Below are 22,970 nucleotides of genomic sequence, written 5' to 3' on the forward strand. Positions count from 1 at the left end.
GGTCAGCCTCCCAGCGAGGTGAGCAGCCCGCCCAGCGCGGTGGCCGCGCTCAGGGTCTCCACCAGCGGGGCCCACCGCTCCAGCGCCCCGCGCAGCCGCGCGGGCAGGCCGGGCCGGATCTCCCCGGCCCCCTCCAGCTCCCCGGCCGCCCCGTCGAGTTCGGCGTCGAGCTCGGAGCGCTCGGTGCTGCGGGGCAGCCGCACGAGGGCGGCGCGCAGGTCGCGCACGGCCTCCAGCAGTTCCTCGGCGCCGGGCGCACCGTCCTGGGCACCGCCTCCGTGGTGGACGGCGTTGCTGTTGTGGCTGCCGCCGATGCTGAAGGCGCTGCCGTGGACGTCGCCGATCCTGATCCCGCGTGCGTCGTCGTCAGTTCCCACCGCTGCTCCCCTTGCCGCTCGTGCCGCCGGTGTTGGTGTTGTGGCTGCCGCCGAAGCTGGCGGCGCTGTTGTTCATCGACTGGATGTAGACGCCGCCCTCGGCGACGGTGACCGCGCGCCGCGAGAACTCCTCCGTGTGCCAGCCGGCTTCGTGCAGGGCGACGGTAACCCCGCCGACGACCCGGTCCTGGATCGTTTTCAGATACCGGTCGAGGTCCATGAGGTGGAAGAGGGAGCCTTCGTCCGTCGAGGCGAGTTCCCGCACCGACACCGCCGGCCCCTCGGGGCGGGCGCCGCCGTGGCCCCCGGTGGCGATCCGGCTCCCGCTGCGGGACCCGCGGCCCAGGGTGGCGACGGAGGCGGCGAACGAGCCGGGGGTCGCGGTGAGCGCGTCGGCCGCCTTGCCGAGCCAGGTGTTGTTCAGCAGCCGCTGGGCGGCCGCGTCGGCGTTCTGGAACCCGGCGCGCACGGGGAGCAGCACGTGCGGGGCCACTTCCAGCATCAGCATGCCGCCCTGGGTGTGGACCCGTACGAAGACGGTGACGACGAGGTTCTCGTCCCAGCCGCCGACCCGGATGCGCAGGAAGTGCCTGCGCCGCTCCCCGCCCTCCTCGATGGCCCCGAGGCGGTGCTCGGCGAACTGTGCGGGGGACACCGGGGCCGCGTCCCGGTGCGGCAGGCCGTTGGCCGGGAGGAAGACGCACTCGTCCACGGCCAGCTCCCGCAGCCGGTCCAGGACGGCCTCCTGCGCCTCCCGCGAGCCGTGCGGGGAGGGGACGCGCAGGGCGTGCAGGAGCGGGGTGATGCGTCCGACGATGTGCGCGTTGGTGACCGGTTCCGGCTTCCGGCCGGGGCCGAGGTCGTCGCGGGGGCGCAGTTCCACGGACAGCTGCCAGGGCCGGAAGGCCTCCCCCGCCCCGGTGAAGGGGGCGTTGACGTCGTACATGACCAGCGGGGAGTGCTGTTCGTTCCGGATGCGGTGGCGGACCCGCCGGAAGCGGGCGCCCTGCCCGGTCTCGGCGGGGTCGTTGGCCTGGTCGGCGTACCGGGCCGGGGAGAGCTCCCGCAGGACGATGCGGGCGGCGTGCCCGCGCTGGAGTCCGACGACGGTGACGATCGCCGCGAACACGACGGGGGTCAGCCACGCGGTCAACCGGCCGGACGGCCCGGAGGGGCGGTAGCTGCTGTGGCCGGAGGAGTCGAACAGGTTGAAGAGGTTGCGGAAGTCCAGGAGTGCGACGAGTTCGCCGGTCGCGGCGCCCAGCAGGGCCAGGACGACGACGAAGAGCGACAGCGAGGCGTAGACCTGGACCACGATGCCCAGGAGGCGGACCAGGTAGTTGCCGCGGGCGCGCAGCCAGGTGGCGAGGCTCAGCAGCAGGAAGGGGACGAGCAGCAGCATGATGCCGCCGCCGGTCAGCAGGGAGCCCGTGAACCAGGCCCCGATGACCCCGGCGGCCCAGGCCAGCTCGACGCGGCGGGCGCGCAGGGCGTGGGCGAGGACCCGGGCGGCGTCGAAGCCGTAGGAGGGGGCGGCGATCCGCTCCTCGTGGACGAACAGTTCGTCGATCACCCGATCGCGGTACGCCGCGTCGAGGTAGGTCCCGGCGCACAGGAGGCGGCCGGCCTCGCTGACGGAGGGGTGCACCGGCGGTCGGCCGTCCCGCAGGTCCGCTCCGGCAGCGCCGCCCTCACCGCCGGGCTGATGGGGAATCAGGTGGTCGGTCACCGGGCGACCTTATTTTCCGCCTACATGGCTGGACAGGCGCTTTCACGCCAAAGCGCCCCGGCCGGGTTCGGACGGGGCGCTTCGGGTTCCGTACCGATCAGGCCTTCCGGTGAAGTGCCTGGTCGGGACGGGTGGATCAGATCAGGCCGAGCTCGCGGACCGCGTCGCGCTCCTCGACGAGCTCCTTCACGGACGCGTCGATGCGCGCACGGGAGAACTCGTTGATGTCCAGGCCCTGGACGATCTCGTACTTGCCGTCCTTGGTGGTGACGGGGAAGGAGGAGATGATGCCCTCCGGGACGCCGTAGGAGCCGTCCGACGGGATGCCCATCGAGGTCCAGTCGCCCGCGGCGGTGCCGTTGACCCAGGTGTGCACGTGGTCGATGGCGGCGTTGGCGGCCGAGGCGGCCGAGGAGGCGCCACGGGCGTCGATGATCGCGGCGCCGCGCTTGGCGACGGTCGGGATGAAGGTGTCGGCGAGCCACACCTGGTCGTTCACGACCTCGGCGGCGTTCTTGCCGGCGATCTCCGCGTGGAAGATGTCCGGGTACTGGGTGGCCGAGTGGTTGCCCCAGATCGTCAGGCGCTTGATGTCGGTGACGTCCGAGCCGGTCTTCTGGGCCAGCTGCGTGATCGCGCGGTTGTGGTCCAGGCGGGTCATCGCGGTGAAGCGCTCGGCCGGTACGTCCGGGGCGGCGGCCTGCGCGATGAGCGCGTTGGTGTTGGCCGGGTTGCCCACGACCAGGACCTTGATGTCGTCCGCGGCGTGCGCGTTGATCGCGGCGCCCTGCGGCTTGAAGATGCCGCCGTTGGCGGCGAGCAGGTCACCGCGCTCCATGCCGGCCGTACGCGGGCGGGCGCCCACGAGCAGCGCGACGTTGGCGCCCTCGAAGCCCTTGTTCGGGTCGTCGAAGATGTCGATGCCCTTGAGCAGCGGGAAGGCGCAGTCGTCGAGCTCCATGGCGGTGCCCTCGGCGGCCTTCATGCCCTGGGGGATCTCCAGGAGGCGGAGCTTGACCGGCACGTCCGCGCCGAGCAGGTGGCCGGACGCGATGCGGAAGAGCAGCGCGTAGCCGATCTGGCCGGCGGCGCCGGTGACAGTGACATTCACGGGAGTGCGGGTCATGGCCTTCTCCGTTAGACAGCTGGCGGTGGGGCGTCCCCGCCCCATGTGCTGGACCCCAAAGACTGGGGAGGACGCCGCTTCCCTGTCCTGTGAATCTTGACGTGAAGAGACATCCGCGGTCAGGCTATCCGACCCGCGGGGCCCCCAATCCCCCGGACCCTGTGGTGCACGGCACACGGGCGCCCGGGGGCGGAGGTTTCGAAGGCCCGGACGGGTGTGCGGCCCCTACTCCCCTGCTCTCCCGCTCCCCTACTCCACCCGGAAGACCTCGCCCGTCCGGTGTCCCTCGACGGACTTGACGTAGGCGTTCGCCGCACGGGCGACCGGTACCGGGTCGAAGCCGGCGAAGGCGTCCCCGTACGCGTCGAGGGACTCGGTGAAGACGGTCGGGCTGACGGCGTTGATCCGCTGACGGCCCGGGAGTTCGATGGCGGCGGCCCGCACGAAGGCCTCGACGGCGCCGTTGACGAGGGAGGCGACCGAGCCGGTGAGCAGCGGTTCGCGCGCGAGGATGCCGGTGACCAGGGTGAAGGAGGCGTGCGCGGGGAGCCGGGGGGCGCCCTGGCGGACCAGCTCGATCTGGCTGACGGCCTTGCCCTCCAGGCCCGCGCGGACGTCGGCGGTGGTCAGCTCGGACAGGGGGCGCCACGGGACGCTGCCGGCGGCGCTCGCCACGGCGTCGACGGGGCCGACCGCGTCGTACATCGCCCGGACGGACTCCGGGTCGGTGATGTCGACGTACACGTCCGCGTCCTTGCGGGAGGCGGTGACCACCTCGTGGCCGCGCTCGCGCAGGGCCGTGCGGACCGCGCTGCCGAGGGTTCCGTTGGCTCCGACCAGGAGCACCTTGCGGGGAGCGTTCATACGCCGAGCATCCGCCCCAGCCCATCGTGAAGTCCAGCTACTTCGCCTACACCCATCGTTAAGCTGAACTCATGCTTGATGTGAAGCGGATGGTGATCCTGCGGGACCTCGCCGAGCACGGGAAGGTGACCGTGGTCGCCGAGCTGCACCGGGTGACCCCCTCCGCCGTCTCCCAGCAGCTGCGCGCCCTCGAAGCCGAGGCCGGGGCCGTCCTCGTCGAGCGGGAGGGGCGCGGACTGCGGCTCACCCCCGCCGGCGCGGCCCTGGCGGCCGCCTGCGAACCGGTGCTGGCCGCGCTGGAGCGGGCCGAGGGGGCGGTACGGGCCCTCGACACCGGCCCGGCCGGCGAACTGTACGTGGGCTGCGCCCCGAGCGCGCTCGCGACGGTGGCCGCGCCGCTCGTCGCCCTGCTGGCCCGGCGCCACCCCGGGCTGCGGCCGCGGGTGGTCCAGGCCGACCCCGAGGAGGCCGTGCCGCAGCTGCGCGGGCGGCGCCTGGACCTCGCGGTGACGTACGCGTACCCGCTGCTCGGCGCCGCGCCCGCAAGCGGGACCACCGCCGTCCCGCTGTTCGACGACCCGCTGTGCCTGGCGCTGCCCGAGGCGCTGCTGCCGGCCTACGAGCGGGAGGGGCCCGCGGCGCTGCGCGGGGCCGACTGGGTCTCGGCGCCCGCCCCGAGCAGCTGCCGGGAGATGCTCGTGCACGTCTGCCGCAACGCCGGGTTCACCCCGCGCATCGCGCACGAGTGCTCCGACCTGCGGGCCGGGCTGTGGCTGGTCGCCGCCGGCCGGGCCGCATCGGTCCTGCCGAAGCTGCTGTGCGACGCCCCGCCGCCCGGCACGGCGGTGGTGGAACTGCCGGGCCGGGGGCGCGTGCTCCAGGCGCTGGTCCGGGCGGGTACGGAGACCCGCCCGGCGGTCGCCGCGGCCCTGGACGCCCTCGGGGAGGTCGTCAGCGGACGGTGAAGCGGACGGCGCTCTCCAGGAAGGGGATCTGCAGCCACGGCTCGGGTTCCATGACCAGCGCGAGCAGGGTGATGGCCACGCCCAGCACCCCGTACGTGATCATGTCCGTGAAGCGGGAGCGCACCGCGAGCATGCCGACCGAGGGCAGGACCCGGCGCATCACGGCCGCCGCGACCAGCGCCACGCCGATCACCAGGCAGCCGATCCGCGGGTGCCCCACCGCCGTGGTCAGCAACCCCACCGCGGTGGCGGCGAGGACGCTGAGCATCGGCCACTGACGGGCCGGCGTGGACACCGCCCCCGGGATGGCGCGGCCACCGCCCTCGGGGCGGGCCGTGTCCTGCGTGACGGTGGGGAACCGCCGCGACCGCGCGACCGCCGGGGCCGGGCCCGGCTCCGGGTCCGGGTCCGCCGCCGGGGCCGGGCCGTCCTGCGGGCGGGGCGCCTCTTCCGGCGTCCCGCCCGTACCGCTCACGTCGTGCTCAGCCCGCACTGGTGGTCCGCTCCGCCGCCTCGACGACGTTCACCAGCAGCTGCGCCCGCGTCATCGGGCCGACCCCGCCCGGGTTCGGGGAGATCCAGCCCGCCACCTCGGCGACGCCCGGGTGGACGTCCCCGACGATCTTGCCGTTCTCGTCGCGGCTGACGCCGACGTCGAGCACCGCCGCGCCCGGCTTCACGTCCTCCGGCTTCACCAGGTGCGGGACGCCCGCCGCCGCCACCACGATGTCCGCCTGCCGCAGCAGCCCGGCCAGGTCGCGCGTACCGGTGTGGCACAGCGTCACGGTGGCGTTCTCCGACTTGCGGGTGAGCAGCAGCCCGATGGAGCGGCCGACGGTGATGCCCCGTCCGAGGACGACGACGTGCGCGCCGTTGATCTCGACCCCGTGGTGGCGCAGCAGCTCGACGATCCCGTACGGGGTGCAGGGCAGCGGGCCCTGCACGCCCAGCACCAGCCGGCCCAGCGAGGTGGGGTGCAGGCCGTCGGCGTCCTTGGCCGGATCCATCAGCTCCAGGACCCGGTTGGTATCGATTCCCTTGGGGAGCGGGAGTTGGACGATGTAGCCCGTGCAGTCGGGGTCCTCGTTCAGCTCGCGGACGACCGCCTCGATCTCCTCCTGGGAGGCCGTGCCGGGCAGTTCGCGGCGGATGGAGGTGATGCCGACCTCGGCGCAGTCCTTGTGCTTGCCGTTGACGTACCAGCGGCTGCCCGGGTCGTCGCCGACCAGCAGGGTGCCGAGGCCGGGGGTGACCCCCCGCGCCTTCAGCTGCTCCACGCGGGCCTTCAGTTCGGATTTGATCGCGGCCGCGGTGGCCTTGCCATCGAGAATCTGGGCGGTCATGAGGGCATCCTCCCGGATGGGGCGACCCGGGTTCCAATCGGACCTCGGCCGGATCGCACTCTTGATTGCACTTGCACAACAAGTCTGGCCCGCTCCGGCAACTGGCTGGACAAGCCCGGTGCGGGCCCACCACGATGACGGGCAGCAAGACGATCGGAAAGAGTGCCGCGGGCAGTGCCGGGGGGCGTACCGCAGAAGCAAGTGTCCTCCAGCGTGCCGTGCGTCCCCGCACTTCACGGAGGAAAGACCCAGATGAGCTTCGGCGACCCGAACAACCCCTACGGGCAGCAGCCTCAGCAGCCGCCGCAGGGCCAGCCCGGCTACGGCTACCCGCAGCAGGCCCCGCAGGGCGTCCCGCCGCAGGGCCAGCCCGGCTACGGCTACCCGCAGCAGGGCCAGCAGCCCTACGGCGTCCCTCCCCAGGCGCCGGGCACCCTCCAGGCCAACAACGGCTACATCAACGTCGCCGGCCTCGGCACGGTCCAGGTCGCCACGATGGGCCGCCGCTTCGGCGCCCGCGTCATCGATGGTCTGATCATCGGTGTCCTGTACTTCATCCTGAGCTCCGTCGTGTTCGCGGGTGCCTTCGGCGCCGCCAGTGACATCAAGGACTGCTCGGGCATCGACCCGCTGTCCCCCGAGTACAGCACCTGCCTCAACGAGGCGTCGGCCCAGGCCGGCGAGGCCGCGGGCGGCATCTTCGCGGCCTTCTTCGGCGGTCTGCTGATCCTCGGCCTCGCGACCCTGCTCTACGAATGGCTGATGATCGCGTTCGTGGGCGCGACCGTCGGCAAGATGGCCCTCGGCCTGAAGGTCGTCAAGGAGAACACCGGTCAGGTCCCCGGCATCGGCGGCGGCTTCATCCGCTGGATCATCCCGATGGTCGGCTCGGTCCTCTGCGGCATCGGCCAGATCCTGGTCTACCTCTCCCCCTTCTTCGACAACTCGGGCAAGCTCCAGGGCTGGCACGACCGTGCCGCCGGCACCATCGTCGTCAAGAAGTAAGCAGTACCCGTTCGACGGCGAAGGCCGCGTCCCGCACTGCGGGACGCGGCCTTCGCCGTTGCTGCGCTTCCGGGTCAGTGGAAGAAGTGGCGCGTACCGGTGAAGTACATCGTCACTCCGGCCTTCTGCGCGGCCTCGACGACCTGCTCGTCGCGGACCGAACCGCCCGGCTGGACCACGGCCTTGATACCGGCGGCGGTCAGGATCTCCAGCCCGTCCGGGAAGGGGAAGAAGGCGTCCGAGGCCGCGTACGAGCCCTGCGCGCGCTCGGCGCCCGCCCGCTCGACGGCGAGCTTCGCCGAGTCGACGCGGTTGACCTGGCCCATGCCGACGCCGACCGAGGCGCCGTCCTTGGCGAGCAGGATCGCGTTGGACTTGACGGCGCGGCAGGCCTTCCACGCGAAGGCGAGCCCGGCCAGCTCCTCGGCGGACAGCGCCTCGCCGGTGGCCAGCGTCCAGTTCGCCGGGTCGTCGCCCTCGGCCTGGAACACGTCCGAGTGCTGGAGCAGCACGCCGCCGCTGATGGGCTTGAGGTCGCCCGGCTGGTGCGGGGTGCCGTCCACCTTCAGGACGCGGATGTTCTTCTTCTTGGCGAGGACCTCCAGCGCGCCGTCCTCGTAGCCGGGGGCGGCGATGACCTCGGTGAAGATCTCCGCGACCTGCTCGGCGAGCTCGACGGTCACCGGGCGGTTGACGGCGATGACGCCGCCGAAGGCCGACAGCGGGTCGCAGGCGTGCGCCTTGCGGTGCGCCTCGGCGACGTCCGCGCCGACCGCGATGCCGCACGGATTGGCGTGCTTGATGATCGCGACGCAGGGCTCTTCGTGGTCGTAGGCGGCGCGGCGGGCCGCCTCGGTGTCCACGTAGTTGTTGAAGGACATCTCCTTGCCGTGCAGCTGCTCGGCGTTGGCGAGCCCGCCCGGCTGGCCGTCCGTGTAGAGCGCGGCGGCCTGGTGCGGGTTCTCGCCGTAGCGCAGGGTCGACTTGCGCTCCCAGGCGCCGGCGAGGAACTCGGGCAGGTCGCCCTCCTCGCCCTCCGGGGCGTACGCGTTGGCGAACCAGGACGCGACGGCCACGTCGTAGGCGGCGGTGTGCTGGAAGGCCTCGGCCGCGAGCCGCTTGCGGGCGGTCAGGTCGAAGCCGCCGCCCTGGGCGGCCGCGAGGACGTCGGCGTAGCGGGCGGGGCTGGTGACGACCGCGACCGAGGGGTGGTTCTTGGCGGCGGCACGGACCATCGAGGGGCCGCCGATGTCGATCTGCTCGACGCACTCGTCGGGGGTGGCGCCGGAGGCGACGGTCTCCCGGAACGGGTACAGGTTGACGATCACCAGGTCGAAGGGCTCCACGCCCAGCTCGGCGAGCTGGTTGCGGTGGTCCTCCAGGCGCAGGTCGGCGAGGATGCCGGCGTGCACGCGGGGGTGGAGGGTCTTGACGCGGCCGTCGAGGCACTCGGGGAAGCCGGTGAGCTCCTCGACCTTGGTGACGGGCACCCCGGCGGCGGCGATCTTCGACGCGGTGGAGCCCGTGGAGACGAGCGCGACGCCCGCCTCGTGCAGGCCGCGGGCCAGCTCTTCCAGTCCCGTCTTGTCGTAGACACTCACGAGCGCGCGGCGGATCGGCCGCTGGGTCGTAGCCGTCGTCGTTTCGTTGGCGGTCACTGGATTGTTACCTTTCGTCCCTCAATGCGGTAGCCGTGCCGGGCCAGGCGCCCCACGACGTCGACGAGCAGCTGGCGCTCGACTTCCTTGATGCGCTCATGGAGCGCGACTTCGTCCTCCCCGTCCCGGATCTCCACGACACCCTGGGCGATGATCGGACCGGTGTCCACGCCGCTGTCCACGAAGTGGACCGTGCAGCCGGTGACCTTCGCCCCGTACGCGAGGGCGTCACGCACCCCGTGCGCTCCGGGGAAGGCCGGGAGGAGGGCGGGGTGGGTGTTGACGAACCGGCCGCCGAAGCGGTCGATGAAGCTCTTCCCGACGATCTTCATGAACCCGGCGGAGACGACGAGGTCCGGTGCGTGGGCGTCGGTCGCCTCGGTGAGCGCGGCGTCCCACTCCGCACGGCTGCCGTAGGCCTTCACCGGACACACGAAGGTGGGGATCCCCGCCTTCTCGGCCCGCTCCAGGCCGGCGATGTTGTCGCGGTCGGCGCCGACGGCGACGACCCGGGCCCCGAATCCCTCGGCTCCGCCGGGGTGGGCCTCGATGGCGTCGAGCAGGGCCTGGAGGTTGGTGCCGGAGCCGGAAACCAGCACGACCAGGCGGGAGGCGGCCATGGGAGGCCCTTTCTCACAGGATTTGCGACGTTCGTCTTGTGCGGTCATACGAAACTTCGGGGTACCGATATACGGGGAACCATACGAAGCCACTGACCGCCTGCAACGATACCGGCACACCGGACCGCCCCCGAGGGACGGGGGGACGGCCGGGCGGTAGCGTCTGGTGTACAAGCCGCGAACGACGCGGAACGCGCCCTGGTACGCGGGGGCGCGGGCCGCGCACGACACAGGGGAAGTCACACACTCGATGCCGGACCGCCGCCAGCCCGACCCCTCGACCGACGACAACCCCTTCGCGGCACCGCCGGAGGGCCGGCCCGACCAGCCGTGGCAGCCCCGGCAGCCGCAGCGGCCGCAGGACGGCGGCGGTCCGGGCGGCGGCGGCCCCACGGAACCCGGCGAGGGCGGCCCGGCCCGGTGGGACCCCATGGACCCGGTCCAGCGGCGCGCCCGCTACGCGCTCCTCGCCGGCATGTGGGGCTTCTTCTTCGGCATCTTCGGGATCCCCTCGGTGGGGCTGCTGCTGGGCGCGCTGGCCATGTACTGGGGCATCAGCGCCCTCCGCGGCCGCCCGGCCACCGACGCGAACCCCGGCGGCCTGTCCGCCCTCGGCCCGGCGGCCCGCCCGCAGCGGGCGGCGGCGGTGAGCGGCCTGGTCACGGCCTCGCTGGCGCTGCTGCTGGCGGGCAGCTCGTACGCGCTGCAGCTGGCGTACAAGGACTTCTTCGTCTGCCGCGACGACGCGCTGACCCGCACGGCGGAACTGCAGTGCAACACGCTCCTCCCGGACAACATGGTCGGCAAGATCCTCCGCGTCCAGCGCTGACCCTCCCGGGGGGTGCGGGTGGCTGGCCCGCTGCGCGGGGCTGCTCCCCGCCCCACCCTTCGCCCGTTCCCCGGGACTCCGCCCCGGACCCCCTGGGGGCTCCGCCCCCAGACCCCCGCGCCTCAAACGCCGGCGGGGCTGGAAATTCGCTGCGCGAATTCCAGCCCGCGTCGGGGGCACCTCCCAGCGGTAGCTGGGGGAGTTTGAGCGCACCGGGCGCACAGCGCCCGGCTCTTCCCGCCCCGCCTTTCAGCCCCGCCGGCGTTTGAGGCGCGGGGTCTGGGGCGGAGCCCCAGGGAACGGTGGAAGGGCGGGTAGGGGACCTCGCCCCGCGCAGCGGCAGCCCGGTCAGGGGGCCGGACGGCGCCGCGCGAGCACCCGCGCCCCCACCACCCCGGCCGGGAGCACCGGCTCCGCGGGAACCACCACCACGGGAACCACCGGCACCGGCACGGGCTCCACCGGAGCCACGACCACCGGCGGAGCCGCAGCCACCGGAGCCACGACCACCGGCGGAGCCGCCGGCGGAGCCGCGGGCGGGGCCTCCGCCGCGGGAGCAACCAGCGGCTCGGCCGCCCTCCGCAACGCCTCCCACCGAAGCTCCCGCACCCCCGGGTCGTGCCACGCGTCCTCCACCCCGCCCCCCGCGGAGCGAACCGGCCGGGTCCGCCACACCTGCACCCCCACCGCCAACGGCACGGCCAGCACCAGCGTCCACCCCGCCGCCGCGGCCCCCACCGTCCACCACACGGGCCCCACGCCCGCCAGCACCCGCGAGCCCAGCGGCCCCGCCGAGGCCGCCGCGAGGCCCGCCATCCCGAGCCCGCACACCACCGCGCCCAGGGCAGCCGTCAGCGCGGTCTCCCCGCACGAGACGTCCCGCGCCCGCCGCACCGCGAACCACCCCACCGTCAGCCCGGCCGCCACCGGCAGCGCCAGCGCCGCCCAGGTCAGCGGAGTCCCCGGCCCCGGCGCGGGCAGTGCCGCCAGCAGCGGGAACCTCGGCAGCGCCGCGGCCCCCTCCAGCCCGAGCGGGGTCGCCACCGCCCCGGCGCCGAGGGCGAACCCGGGCCCGAGCCCGTACGCCGCGCCCCACACCATGGCGTTCGGGATCAGCGCCACCGCGAGGAGCAGCACCGCGAACCGCCCCGACCACACCCCGGTCAGGGCCAGGAAGGAGTTCTGCACCTCCGCCCCGTGCCAGGCCAGCGAGATCCCGACGAGCAGGGCCCCGCCGCCCAGCAGGACGAGCACCCCGGCCGCGCCGGAACGCAGCGCGAGCGCGTACCGGGGGCGGACCACGGCCCGGCGCACGCCCCCGGGCACCCAGTCCGGCAGGGGACCCAGCGGCTTGCCCTTGGCCGCCCACACCCCGCCGGCGGCGGCGAGCACGGCCACCAGCGGCACGTGCCAGGCGGCGCTGAGCGGGTCGGCCGGCATCGGCCCGCCGGCCGCGTACACGGTGGCGAACGCACCGACCGTCAGATAGCCGCAGGTCACGGCGGAGAAGACGGCACCGGCCGGCAGCACCTCGTCCCCCTCTGCCCCGGCGGCGTCCCCCGAGGCGCTGCCCAGCCGGGCCGCGCGCCGCATGAGCAGCACGGGCAGGGCCACGAGCAGGAGCGGGACCAGGCCGACGGGGGCGGGCACCCCGGAGAGGGTCTCGTAGCGGACGAGTTGGGTGCCGTGGGCCATCAGCCACAGCCCGGCGGCGAGGTGCAGGGCACCGCCCGGGCCGCTGTCGGGGTACGGGGAGCTGATCCACAGCACGATCACGAGCACGGCGAGGAAGCCGAGCCCCAGTCCGGCGGCCACGGCGCCGCCCAACACGCAGGCGGCGGCCGCCGGCGAACGGCGCCGCGCGGCGTGCCGCGGCCCCTCCTGCAACGGCGTCCCGCGTTCGGTCACTTGGGTCACCCCGTCATGGTGCCCTCGACACGCGCTATGTCCGGGTAACGACCGATTATCCGTGGTGTCGTTCAATATACGTTTATGTACTTTATTGCCCAGAGCAGCCGTGTCGCGGGGAGAGTGGCATGACCTCAGACGTCGAAGCGTCCTCCGGTTCGGAGCTGGGCCTCCCCTCCCCCGAGGAGCGCCGATGGCTGCGCGAGTCGGGCGGGCTGACGTACGAGGAGGTCGCGGCGGAGGTGGGCGTCACCGCGGCCACCGTCCGTTCCTGGGAGTGCGGGCGCACCGAGCCCCGCGGGCGCACGCGCGAGGCGTACGCGGGACTCCTGGACCGCCTCGCGACCGCCGGGGCCGCACCGGTACGGCCGGTGGCGGCGGGCCCGCCCGCGCACCGGCCCCGAACCCTCCTCAGACGCGCCACCCAACCGCCGACCCCCCTGCCCCAGACCACCCACTGGCCCCCCGAGCCCACCCGGAACGGCCCGACCCCCGACGGCCGGACGTCGGGCAGCCCCGCCCCCGACGGCCGGATGCCGGGCGGCCCCACCCTGGACGGACACGCACCGGGCAGCCCCGCCCTGGACGGGCAGAACCCGGGCGCACCCGCCCCGGACGGCCCCGCCGCGGGCGGACAGGTCCCGGGCACCCCGCCCCACCACGGCCCGCCCCTGGGCGGCCCGCCCCTGGGCAGCCGCGCCCTGGAGGGACCGGACCCGGGCGGACGGGCGCCGGGCGGACAGGCGCCGGGCAACCCGGCCGCATACGGCCCGCCCTCCGGCGACCCGGCCCCGAGCAGCCCCGTCCCGGACGGCCCGACCCCGGACGGCCCCTTCCGGCAGGAAGACGGGCAGGCCGTGGGCCACGACGAACCCGCCGACGGGGTCACCACCCCCGAGGAACCGTTTCCGCACGCCGCCCCGGCACCCGCCCCCGGCCCCGCCGCCGCCTCGGAAGAACCGTTTCCGCAGGGTGGGGCGGAGCCCCCCGTCCGGGGGCCGGTGTACGGGCCCCGCCCGAGGCCCCCGCGGGACGCCGTCGAGGCCTTCGACGCCCTCTACGACCACGCCGCGGCCGCGCTCGTCCGCCAGGCCTACCTGCTCACCGGCCGCCGCGCCCTCGCGCTGCACTCCGTCGAGGTGGCGTTCCGTCAGGCCTGGGGCCGCTGGCCCGAGGTGGCCACCGACCGGGACCCCGTCGGCTGGGTGCGCTCGGCCGCGCACGAGTACGCCCTCTCCCCCTGGCACCGGTTCCGCCGGGCCCACCGCCACCCCGACAGGCCCCCGGCCGACACCGCCGACCGGATCCTGCTGGAGGCCCTGCTCGCCCTGCCGCCCGTACACCGCCGGACCGTGCTGCTCTACGACGGCGTCGGCCTCGACCTGCCCGACACCGCCGCCGAGACCGAGGCCAGCACCCCGGCCACCGGGCACCGGCTGCTGCGCGCGCACGCGGAACTCGCCCGCCGGATCCCCCTGCTGGCGGACGTGCCCCCCGAACGGCGGTCGGCCATGCTGCGCGAGCGGTTCGCCGCGGTGCGCCCCGCCGTGTCCCTGGAGCCGCGCCCGGCGGCCGTCGTCCGCACCGTCAGCGAGCACCGGGCCCGGCGGCTGGCGCGGGCCGCGCTCGTCCTGACCGCGGTGATCGCCGCCTCGACGGGGTACACCACCGTCACCGCCCCGGACCACTACGAGCCGCCGGTCGCCCCCGGCGCGAGCGTCTCCGGGGTCCCGCCGCTGAGCGGTCCCCCGCGGCTCACCGAGACGAGCCGCGAGCTCCAGGACAAGCTCCGCGCCGACCCGGCCGCAGGCCCCCACCGGCTCCACCCGCGGCTGGAATGAGGCGGCCCGCACGGAAGAAGGGCGTGGCCCGCACCCCGGAGGGTGCGGGCCACGCCCGTGCGTCCGCAAGGAGACCGCTTACTTGGCGGCTTCCAGGATCTCGCGCGCCAGCTTGGCCGTCTCGGTCGGCGTCTTGCCGACCTTGACGCCGGCGGCCTCCAGGGCCTCCTTCTTGGCCTGTGCGGTGCCAGAAGAGCCGGAGACGATGGCGCCGGCGTGGCCCATGGTCTTGCCCTCGGGGGCGGTGAAGCCCGCGACGTAGCCGACGACCGGCTTGGTGACGTTCTTCGCGATGAAGTCCGCCGCACGCTCCTCGGCGTCGCCGCCGATCTCGCCGATCATGACGATGAGCTCGGTGTCCGGGTCGGCCTCGAAGGCCTCCAGGGCGTCGATGTGCGTGGTGCCGATGACCGGGTCGCCACCGATGCCGACGGCGGAGGTGAAGCCGATGTCGCGCAGCTCGTACATCATCTGGTAGGTCAGCGTGCCGGACTTGGACACGAGACCGATCTTGCCGGGCTTGGTGATGTCGCCCGGGATGATGCCGGCGTTGGACTGGCCGGGGGTGATCAGACCCGGGCAGTTCGGGCCGATGATGCGGGTCTTGTTGCCCTTGGCGGTCGCGTACGCCCAGAAGGCGGCGGAGTCGTGCACCGCGATGCCCTCGGTGATGACGACGGCCAGCGGGATCTCGGCGTCGATGGCCTCGACGACGGCGGCCTTGGCGAAGGCCGGCGGGACGAAGAGGACGGAGACGTTGGCGCCCGTCTTCTCCATCGCCTCGGCGACGGAACCGAAGACCGGGACCTCGGTGCCGTCGAAGTCGACGGTCGTGCCGGCCTTGCGCGGGTTCACGCCGCCGACGATGTTGGTGCCGTCAGCCAGCATCAGCTTGGTGTGCTTCATGCCCGTGGCACCGGTCATGCCCTGGACGATGACCTTGCTGTCCTTGTTGAGGAAGATAGCCATGTGAGTCTGTGACCTCTGCCCTTACTTCGCAGCCGCGAGCTCGGCGGCCTTGTCGGCCGCACCGTCCATGGTGTCCACGCGCTGTACCAGCGGGTGGTTGGCGTCCGAGAGGATCTTGCGACCCAGCTCGGCGTTGTTGCCGTCGAGGCGGACGACGAGCGGCTTGGTGACCGCCTCGCCGCGGTCCTCGAGCAGCTGCAGCGCCTGGACGATGCCGTTGGCGACCTCGTCACACGCGGTGATGCCACCGAAGACGTTGACGAACACGGACTTGACGTCCGCGTCGCCGAGGATGATCTCCAGGCCGTTGGCCATGACGGCGGCGGAGGCGCCACCGCCGATGTCCAGGAAGTTGGCCGGCTTGACGCCGCCGTGGTTCTCACCGGCGTACGCGACGACGTCCAGGGTGCTCATGACGAGACCCGCGCCGTTGCCGATGATGCCGACCTCGCCGTCGAGCTTGACGTAGTTGAGGCCCTTCTCCTTGGCGGCGGCCTCGAGCGGGTTCGCGGCGGCGTGGTCCACGAACTCCTCGTGACCCGGCTGACGGAACTCGGCGTTCTCGTCGAGCGAGACCTTGCCGTCGAGCGCGATGACGTCACCGGAGGCGACCTTCGCGAGCGGGTTGACCTCGACGAGGAGCGCGTCCTCGGCGATGAAGGTCTTCCACAGGGTGACGAGGACCTCGGCGACCTGCTCGGCGACCTCGGCCGGGAACTTCGCCAGGGCGACGATCTCGCGGGCCTTCTCGATGGTCACGCCCTCGTTGGCGTTCACCGGGACCTTGGCGAGCTTCTCCGGGGTCTCCTCGGCGACCTGCTCGATGTCCATGCCGCCCGCGACGGAGGCCATGGCCAGGAAGGTGCGGTTGGTGCGGTCGAGGAGGTACGAGACGTAGTACTCCTCCAGGATCTCCGGAGCGGTCTCGGCGATCATCACCTTGTGGACCGTGTGGCCCTTGATGTCCATGCCGAGGATGTCCGTCGCGCGGGCGACGGCCTCGTCCGGGGTGGCGGCGAGCTTCACGCCACCGGCCTTGCCGCGGCCGCCGACCTTCACCTGGGCCTTGACGACCGACTTGCCGCCCAGCTTCTCGGTGGCCTCGCGAGCCGCCTCAGGCGTGTCGATGACTTCACCGGCCAGCACCGGTACACCGTGCTTGGCGAAGAGGTCCCTCGCCTGGTACTCGAACAGGTCCACGCGCGTCCGTCCCTTGTCTTCAAAGATTCGCAGTGATTCGCGGTTTGTCTGCTATCTGCGTGGGCGTGCCGCGGAGGGCAACGTGACGGCGCTGTCACTAGGAAGGCGCACACGGTGACCGTGGACGCGGCATGTCCGTCTCGCAGGTTATCCCCGTGGGCCGTAGGTCCCTAAATCAGGGATCACACCTGAGCGGTGATACCTGTCACAGATCGCCTCACGGTTGAGCTGCGTCTTCGTGCGATCCGCCGACGGCCCGCCCGTCAGGGGACCGGCAGGGGGCGCTTCTCCAGCGCGGCCGCCATCACCTCCGGGAACAGGTCGGGGGTGCAGGCGAAGGCGGGCGCGCCCAGTGCGGCCAGGGCCGCGGCGTGCTCGCGGTCGTAGGCGGGAGCCCCTTCGTCGGACAGGGCCAGCAGGGTCACGAACTCCACCCCGGCCGCCTTCATCGCCGCCACCCGCCCCAGCATCTCGTTCCGGATCCCGCCCTCGTAGAGATCGCTGATCAGGACGACGACCGTGTCGGCCGGTCGGGTGATCTTGGACTGGCAGTAGGCCAGGGCCCGGTTGATGTCCGTGCCGCCCCCCAGCTGGGTGCCGAAGAGGACGTCCACCGGGTCGTCGAGCCGGTCCGTCAGGTCGACCACGGCCGTGTCGAAGACGACCAGCCGGGTGGCGATCGAGCGCATGGAGGCGAGGACGGCGCCGAAGACGGAGGCGTAGACGACCGAGGCCGCCATCGAACCCGACTGGTCGATGCAGAGGACCACCTCCTTCTTCACCGCCCGCGAGGCGCGGCCGTAGCCGACCAGCCGCTCGGGCACGACGGTCCGGTGCTCGGGCAGGTAGTTCTTCAGGTTGGCCCGGATGGTCCGGTCCCAGTCGATGTCGTGGTGGCGGGGGCGGCCGACCCGCGCGGAGCGGTCCAGGGCGCCCGTCAGCGTGGCCCGGGTGCGCGCCGCGAGCCGCTTCTCCAGCTGCTCGACCACCTTGCGGACCACGGCCCGCGCCGTCTCCCGGGTCGTGTCGGGCATCGCCCCGTTCAGCGACAGCAGGGTGCCGACGAGGTGGACGTCCGGCTCGACCGCCTCCAGCATCTCCGGCTCCAGCAGCAGCGCGGACAGGCCGAGCCGCTCGATGGCGTCCCGCTGCATGACCTGGACCACCGGGCTCGGGAAGTACGTACGGATGTCCCCGAGCCAGCGCGCGACGCGCGGCGCGGACCCGCCGAGCCCGCCGGACCGCTCCCCCGGGGCCCGGCCGCCGCCGTAGAGCGCCCCGAGCGCCCCGTCCATCGCCGCGTCCCGCCCGCCGAGGGCGCGGCCCGTGCCGTCGCCCTCGCCGCCGAGCACCAGCCGCCACCGCCGCAGCCGCTCGTCCCCGGCGGTCTGCGTGCCGCTCTCCGTCATCTCCCGATCCCCTCTCGTTCCGCGTGTACCGGCGCCGTCCCCAGGAGCAGCCGGGCCAGGTCCGCGACCGCGTCCGCGCGGGCCGGGTCCAGGTCCGGGGCGAAGCCCGGCGGGGCGCCGGCGGGTGCCGTGCGGGTGCCCGGGACGCGCCGGGCCAGCTCGCCCAGGGTCCGCTTCACCCCCGGCTCGTACGCCCCGAACGTGCGCCGCAGCAGGGGCAGCACGTCGATGAAGGCGCCCTCCGGCACCGCCGTCAGCCAGGCGTCGACCAGCCCCAGCAGCCGCTCGTCGTGGACCAGCAGCGTCCCGCCGCCGGGGCCCCCGGCGAAGCCCTCGATCCAGCCCGCCGCGTCGGCCGGGGAGGCCGCCGGGGACACGGCGAGCCCCATCAGCCGCGCCGTCTCGCCCGCCGGGAGCCGGCCGTCGTCCAGCAGCAGCCGCGCGGCCCGCCCGCGGATCCCCCCGGGCACGGTGTCCCGCCCGGCCAGCGTGCGCAGCACCGCCGCCCAGCGCTCCCGGAGCCCGGGGTCCGCGTCGGCGAGCAGGCCGACCGCCCCGTGCACCCCGTCGACGTGGCCCCGCAGCTCCGCCGCCGCGTCGGCGTCGAGCCCGGCCGCGCAGGCGGGCGGCAGGGCCACGCAGATCCGCTCCGCGAGCCCGGCGGCGACCGTGCCGAGCGCCTCCGCGTCGGTCCCCCGCACGTCCCCGTACCGCAGCGAGCGCGCCAGCGCGGGCAGCGCCCCGGCGAGCCGGGCCACGTCCGTGTCCAGCGCGGCCCGGTCGGCGAGCGCCCGCAGCACCGCGGGCAGGGCGTCCGAGAGTCCGGCCAGCAGGCACCGCTCGGCCAGTGCGGTGACCTCCCCGAGCTCCCGGGCGGCCGCCGCGTCGGCCTCGGCCTTCGCGGTGGCGGCCCCCGGCACGGTGGTGCCCCAGATGCCGGCCTCGGCGACCCGCACCGACAGCTCCGGCTCCCAGCACAGCCGCCAGGTCTCCCGGAAGGTGCCCGTGCCGCTCCGGGAGGCCGTCGGGGTCCCCCAGTCGATGCCGAGCAGCCGCAGCCGGTGCAGCAGCAGGGACTTGGCCGCGTCGGACTCCTTGCGCAGGTCCAGCTCCAGCTCCCGCCGCTGCGCCTCCGCCTTGAGCCGCAGCGTGCGCTGCCGGCGCGTCAGGTCCCGCTGGAGCGGTACGACGGGCGCCGAGTCCGGGACCTCGCCGAGCACGTTCCCGACGACGAGCCGGTCCTCGACCAGGGCGAGCGGGACGTCGGAACCGTCGCACATCACGGCCCGGACCGCTTCGAGGGTCTCGGTGAGGCCGGGCAGCGGGCGGCCGCGCACGGCGGCCAGCGTCTGCGCCAGCCGGACCGCCTCGATCACGTGGGCCGGGGAGACCTGCCGGTCCTCCTCCCGCAGCAGTCCGGCGACCTTGGTCAGCCACCGCTCGACGGGCCGGTCCCGGGCCGCGAACAGGTGCGCGTACCAGCCGGGCGAGGTGACGCCCGCGCCGTACCCGCCGGCCCGGGCGAGCCTGCGGTGGCTCCACGGCACCCAGGTGGTCTCCACCTTGACCTTGGGCAGCCCGGTGAGCAGGGCCCGGTCGGCCGCGACCGTGGTCCTGGCCCGCAGGGCCGGGACGTGCCAGGCCCCGCACACCACGGCGTAGTCGTCCCCGAACTCCCTGCGGGCCGCCCGCATCCGCTGGCGCATGTGCGCCTCGCGGATCAGGTCGCGGGGGCGGCCGCCGTCTCCGTAGGTCTCGCGCAGGGCGCCCATGGCCTCCGCCAGCGCCTCGAAGACGGCCGGCGGGTCCCGCACCTCCCCCGTGCCCCGGTGCTCGACGACGTCCTCCCACCAGTGCTCGGGGTCCTCGTATCCGGCGGTCTCCGCGAGCACGGCGAGCGGATCGACCGCCACCGGTCCGGCTCCCCCGTCGCCCGGCCCCGGCCCGTCCGGCCCGTCCTCCGCGGGCGCGGCCAGCGCGTGCGCGGCGGGCAGGTCGATGAAGCGGACCGGCACGTCCCGGGCCTGTGCCCAGCGGATGGCGACCCACTCCGGGGAGAAGTCGGCCAGCGGCCAGAAGGCGGCCCTGGCGGGGTCGTCGGCGGCGTGGGCGAGCAGGGCGACGGGCGGGCGCATCCCGGGGTCGGCGGCCAGTGCGAGCAGCGCGTCCCCCTCGGGCGGCCCCTCGACCAGCACGGCCTTCGGCTGCGCCCGGTCCAGCGCGGCCCGCACCGCGCGGGCCGAGCCGGGACCGTGGTGGCGGATGCCCAGCAGCAGCGGTCCCGCGGTGCCGGGGCTCATGCCGTCACCTCCCGGCAGGCGCGGTAGAAGTCCTTCCAGCCGTCCCGCTCGCGGACGACGGCCTCCAGGTACTCCTGCCAGACGAGGCGGTCGGCGGCCGGGTCGCGGACGACGGCCCCGAGGATCCCGGCGGCCACGTCGGAGGGGCGCAGGACGCCGTCCCCGAAGTGCGCGGCCAGGGCGAGGCCGCCGGTGACCACGGAGATGGCCTCGGCGGTGGACAGGGTGCCGCTGGGGGACTTGACCTTGGTACGGCCGTCGTCGGTGACGCCGTCGCGCAGTTCCCGGAAGACGGTGACGACCCGGCGGATCTCCTCCAGTCCCTCGGGCGCGGCGGGCAGGTCCAGGGCGCGGCCCATCTGGTCGACGCGGCGGGCGACGATGTCGACCTCGGCGTCGGCGGTGGCGGGCAGCGGCAGGACCACGGTGTTGAAGCGGCGGCGCAGCGCGCTGGAGAGCTCGTTGACCCCGCGGTCGCGGTCGTTGGCGGTGGCGATGAGGTTGAAGCCGCGCACGGCCTGCACCTCCTCGCCGAGCTCCGGTATCGGGAGGGTCTTCTCGGACAGGACGGTGATGAGCGTGTCCTGCACGTCGGCCGGGATGCGGGTCAGCTCCTCGACGCGGGCGGTCGTGCCCTCGGCCATGGCCCGCATGACGGGGCTGGGGACGAGGGCTTCGCGGCTCGGGCCGTGGGCGAGGAGGCGGGCGTAGTTCCAGCCGTAGCGGATGGCTTCCTCGGGGGTGCCGGCGGTGCCCTGGACGAGGAGGGTGGAGTCCCCGCTGACGGCGGCGGCGAGGTGTTCGGACACCCAGGTCTTGGCGGTGCCGGGGACGCCGAGCAGGAGGAGGGCGCGGTCGGTGGCGAGGGTGGTGACGGCGACCTCGACGATCCGGCGCGGCCCGACGTACTTGGGCGTGATGACGGTCCCGTCGGTGAGGGTGCCGCCCTGGAGGTAGGTGGCCACGGCCCACGGGGAGAGCTTCCAGCGGGCCGGGCGGGGCCGGTCGTCCTGGGCCGCGAGGGCTTTCAGTTCGTGCGCGAAGGCGTCTTCGGCGTGCGGTCGCAGGGCCTCGGTTCCGGTGCTGCTCTCGGGCGTGGTCATGGTCCCCCTCCAATGCTCGGCAGCCGCTCCCGACTGCTTCGACCACCGTGCACCATGCCACTGACAACGCCCCTTGTTCCGGGCGTCGTTGCAGGTCAGGGCGATTGTCAGTGGGGGTCTCTACGGTGGTTCCCATGACTGAGCAGGGGGTCCGCTGGACGGCGGAACAGGTACTGGCTCTGGCTCCTGACGACGCGTCGCGCAAGGCGGGGGGCAGGCTGGGCGCGGCGGGTCCGTGGTCGCTTACCGGAGGTTCCGCTTCCGATGCGCTGTGGGGGTCGTGCAAGGGCAGCGGCAGTACGCCGTACCGGACGGTCGTCGACCTGTCGGGGCCCGCGTACACGTGCTCCTGCCCGAGCCGGAAGTTCCCGTGCAAGCACGCCCTGGGGCTGCTCCTGCTCTGGGCGGCGGAGGGGTTCGGCGATCCGGCCGAACCGCCCGACTGGGCGGGGGAATGGCTCGCGGGGCGCGCGGCGAAGGCGGCGCGCCCGGCGGCCGCCGCCCCGGTGGACGCGGAGGCGGCCCGCAGACGGGCGGAGCGGCGGGCCGGCCGGATCGGGGCGGGCGTCGCCGAGCTGGAACAGCGGCTGGCGGATTTGCTGCGCGGCGGGATCGCCGGGCAGCAGCAGGCCGGCTACGCGCCGTGGGAGGAGGTCGCGGCCCGCATGGTCGACGCCCAGGCGCCCGGACTGGCCGCGCGGGTACGGGAGTTGGGGGCAATACCCGGTTGCGGCGCCGGCTGGCCCGCCCGGATGCTTGAGGAGTTCGCGCTGCTGCACCTGCTGGACAGGGCCTGGCTGGGGGTGTCCGGGCTGCCGGAGCCGCTGGCCGCGACCGTCCGGAGCCGGGTGGGGCTGCCGTCTCCGCCGGGGGGCGAGACCGTCCGGGACCGCTGGCTCGTACTGGCCCAGTACGACTCGGCGTCCCCGGACGGACGGCTCACCACCCGCCGGACATGGCTGCGCGGGCTGGAGGGCGGACGCCCGGCGCTGGTCCTGGACTTCGGTCCGCCGGGCCGGCCGCCGGGGCTGGCCCTGCCCGTCGGGCTGGTGCTGGAGGCGGAAGCCCGCTTCCGGCCCGGGTCTGCGGGGCTGCGGGCGGAGTTGGGGGACCGTACCGCGGCCGCGGTGCCGGCCGCCCGCACTCCGCCCGGGGTGAGCACCGGCGAGGCCCTGGAGGCCTACGGGACCGCGCTGCGCGAGGACCCGTGGCTGGAGTCCTGGCCGGTGGTCCTCGGCCCCGTGGTCCCGGTGCCGGGCGAGGGGGGCGAGGCGGCCTGGCAGCTGGCGGACGCGCAGGGGACGTCCGCACTGCCGGTGGCGCTGCCGCCGGGCCGTTCGCGGTCCGGGCTGTGGCAGCTGGCCGCCCTCTCGGGCGGCGGGCCCGTCACGGTCTTCGGCGAGTGCGGCCACCGCGGCTTCACTCCGCTGACGGCCTGGCAGCCCGGCTCGCCCGAGCCGGTGCCGCTGGTCTGACGGGGCGGCAAACCAACCGAAAACGCTGGGGGCCTGGGGGGATCCATGCCGTCTGGCAGACCGACGTGGAGGACGCGGCGGCGCGGGGGCGCCGCCGCGAGGACGAGGAGCCGGGGGGCTTTCATGAACGACAACCACGCCAGCTGACCACGCCGACACGGCGGTTCCGGAGCCGCGGCCCCGCACGGGGGTCGGGGCCGCGGCCCGGACCGGCACGACGCACGACCGAAGACGCACGACCGAAGACGT

At 74.3% G+C, this 22,970-nt stretch carries 19 protein-coding genes; 5 read left to right on the top strand and 14 right to left on the bottom strand.

Annotation, left to right across the window (positions count from 1 at the left end):
* Positions 1–2: 2 nt before the first annotated feature.
* The 4 genes from ACIPW5_RS20855 to ACIPW5_RS20870 all read right to left on the bottom strand — a co-directional run bounded on the left by ACIPW5_RS20855 (position 3) and on the right by ACIPW5_RS20870 (position 4,096).
* Positions 3–377 carry a hypothetical protein gene (locus ACIPW5_RS20855; protein WP_401246835.1) on the bottom strand — a complete coding sequence of 125 codons (375 nt, stop codon included), beginning with the start codon at positions 375–377 and terminating at the stop codon, positions 3–5.
* On the bottom strand, positions 367–2,106 hold the full coding sequence (locus tag ACIPW5_RS20860; RefSeq protein WP_401246838.1) for a hypothetical protein: 1,740 nt from the start codon (positions 2,104–2,106) through the stop codon (positions 367–369). Before ACIPW5_RS20860 ends, ACIPW5_RS20855 begins: the two co-directional genes overlap by 11 nt.
* A gap of 136 nt (positions 2,107–2,242) precedes the next feature.
* On the bottom strand, positions 2,243–3,232 hold the full coding sequence (locus ACIPW5_RS20865) for a malate dehydrogenase (protein WP_401246841.1): 990 nt from the start codon (positions 3,230–3,232) through the stop codon (positions 2,243–2,245).
* 249 nt (positions 3,233–3,481) lie between these two features.
* Entirely contained in the window at positions 3,482–4,096 is a 615-nt protein-coding gene (locus ACIPW5_RS20870; protein WP_401246844.1) for a short chain dehydrogenase, read from the bottom strand.
* A 71-nt stretch (positions 4,097–4,167) separates the two neighbouring features.
* Between ACIPW5_RS20870 and ACIPW5_RS20875 the strand changes: the two genes are divergently transcribed.
* Positions 4,168–5,061, top strand: coding sequence for a LysR family transcriptional regulator (locus tag ACIPW5_RS20875; protein ID WP_401246847.1), 894 nt, complete (start codon positions 4,168–4,170; stop codon positions 5,059–5,061).
* Here ACIPW5_RS20875 and ACIPW5_RS20880 read toward each other — a convergent pair.
* Together ACIPW5_RS20880 and ACIPW5_RS20885 are read right to left on the bottom strand one after the other, a co-directional pair.
* Positions 5,048–5,536: a DUF3017 domain-containing protein gene (locus ACIPW5_RS20880; protein WP_401246849.1), complete on the bottom strand. Its 489-nt coding sequence runs from the start codon at positions 5,534–5,536 to the stop codon at positions 5,048–5,050. The two genes, ACIPW5_RS20875 and ACIPW5_RS20880, sit on opposite strands and share 14 nt — an antisense overlap.
* Before the next feature lie 7 nt (positions 5,537–5,543).
* Positions 5,544–6,404 (bottom strand): bifunctional methylenetetrahydrofolate dehydrogenase/methenyltetrahydrofolate cyclohydrolase, encoded by an 861-nt coding sequence (locus ACIPW5_RS20885; RefSeq protein WP_401246852.1) that lies wholly within the window; start codon positions 6,402–6,404, stop codon positions 5,544–5,546.
* Positions 6,405–6,656: 252 nt separating this feature from the next.
* Between ACIPW5_RS20885 and ACIPW5_RS20890 the strand changes: the two genes are divergently transcribed.
* A complete protein-coding gene (locus tag ACIPW5_RS20890; protein WP_401246855.1) occupies positions 6,657–7,409 on the top strand; it encodes an RDD family protein in 753 nt (250 codons plus the stop codon).
* A 74-nt stretch (positions 7,410–7,483) separates the two neighbouring features.
* Here ACIPW5_RS20890 and purH read toward each other — a convergent pair whose 3' ends face one another.
* Both purH and purN read right to left on the bottom strand, forming a co-directional pair.
* A complete protein-coding gene (purH, locus tag ACIPW5_RS20895) occupies positions 7,484–9,067 on the bottom strand; it encodes a bifunctional phosphoribosylaminoimidazolecarboxamide formyltransferase/IMP cyclohydrolase (protein ID WP_401246858.1) in 1,584 nt (527 codons plus the stop codon).
* Positions 9,064–9,687 carry a phosphoribosylglycinamide formyltransferase gene (gene purN, locus ACIPW5_RS20900; RefSeq protein WP_401246859.1) on the bottom strand — a complete coding sequence of 208 codons (624 nt, stop codon included), beginning with the start codon at positions 9,685–9,687 and terminating at the stop codon, positions 9,064–9,066. The genes purH and purN overlap by 4 nt, the downstream gene beginning before the upstream one ends.
* Positions 9,688–9,937: 250 nt before the next feature.
* Here purN and ACIPW5_RS20905 point away from each other — a divergent pair, with 250 nt between their 5' ends.
* Positions 9,938–10,516, top strand: coding sequence for a hypothetical protein (locus tag ACIPW5_RS20905; RefSeq protein WP_401246862.1), 579 nt, complete (start codon positions 9,938–9,940; stop codon positions 10,514–10,516).
* A gap of 348 nt (positions 10,517–10,864) precedes the next feature.
* On the opposite strand, the gene ACIPW5_RS20910 is transcribed toward ACIPW5_RS20905, so the two are convergent.
* On the bottom strand, positions 10,865–12,433 hold the full coding sequence (locus tag ACIPW5_RS20910) for a DUF6350 family protein (RefSeq protein ID WP_401246865.1): 1,569 nt from the start codon (positions 12,431–12,433) through the stop codon (positions 10,865–10,867).
* 119 nt (positions 12,434–12,552) lie between these two features.
* Here ACIPW5_RS20910 and ACIPW5_RS20915 point away from each other — a divergent pair, with 119 nt between their 5' ends.
* Positions 12,553–14,265 (top strand): helix-turn-helix domain-containing protein, encoded by a 1,713-nt coding sequence (locus ACIPW5_RS20915; protein WP_401246867.1) that lies wholly within the window; start codon positions 12,553–12,555, stop codon positions 14,263–14,265.
* A 78-nt stretch (positions 14,266–14,343) separates the two neighbouring features.
* Here the strand turns inward: ACIPW5_RS20915 and sucD are convergent, their stop codons facing one another.
* The 5 genes from sucD to ACIPW5_RS20940 form a co-directional block, all read right to left on the bottom strand.
* Positions 14,344–15,234 carry a succinate--CoA ligase subunit alpha gene (gene sucD, locus ACIPW5_RS20920; protein ID WP_401246870.1) on the bottom strand — a complete coding sequence of 297 codons (891 nt, stop codon included), beginning with the start codon at positions 15,232–15,234 and terminating at the stop codon, positions 14,344–14,346.
* Between the two features lie 21 nt (positions 15,235–15,255).
* Positions 15,256–16,434, bottom strand: coding sequence for an ADP-forming succinate--CoA ligase subunit beta (gene sucC / locus ACIPW5_RS20925; protein ID WP_125818842.1), 1,179 nt, complete (start codon positions 16,432–16,434; stop codon positions 15,256–15,258).
* 263 nt (positions 16,435–16,697) lie between these two features.
* Positions 16,698–17,843 (bottom strand): VWA domain-containing protein, encoded by a 1,146-nt coding sequence (locus tag ACIPW5_RS20930; RefSeq protein WP_401246874.1) that lies wholly within the window; start codon positions 17,841–17,843, stop codon positions 16,698–16,700.
* On the bottom strand, positions 17,840–20,143 hold the full coding sequence (locus ACIPW5_RS20935) for a DUF5682 family protein (protein WP_401246877.1): 2,304 nt from the start codon (positions 20,141–20,143) through the stop codon (positions 17,840–17,842). The genes ACIPW5_RS20930 and ACIPW5_RS20935 overlap by 4 nt, the downstream gene beginning before the upstream one ends.
* The gene (locus ACIPW5_RS20940; protein WP_401246880.1) at positions 20,140–21,246 is read right to left on the bottom strand and encodes an AAA family ATPase; all 1,107 of its coding nucleotides are present in this window, start codon (positions 21,244–21,246) and stop codon (positions 20,140–20,142) included. The genes ACIPW5_RS20935 and ACIPW5_RS20940 overlap by 4 nt, the downstream gene beginning before the upstream one ends.
* 134 nt (positions 21,247–21,380) lie before the next feature.
* Between ACIPW5_RS20940 and ACIPW5_RS20945 the strand changes: the two genes are divergently transcribed.
* Positions 21,381–22,721 (top strand): SWIM zinc finger family protein, encoded by a 1,341-nt coding sequence (locus ACIPW5_RS20945; RefSeq protein WP_401246883.1) that lies wholly within the window; start codon positions 21,381–21,383, stop codon positions 22,719–22,721.
* The last annotated feature ends 249 nt before the right edge of the window (positions 22,722–22,970 follow it).

Origin of the sequence: Streptomyces sp. NPDC090077 (genome assembly GCF_044747545.1) — a bacterium.
GTDB lineage: Bacteria > Actinomycetota > Actinomycetes > Streptomycetales > Streptomycetaceae > Streptomyces.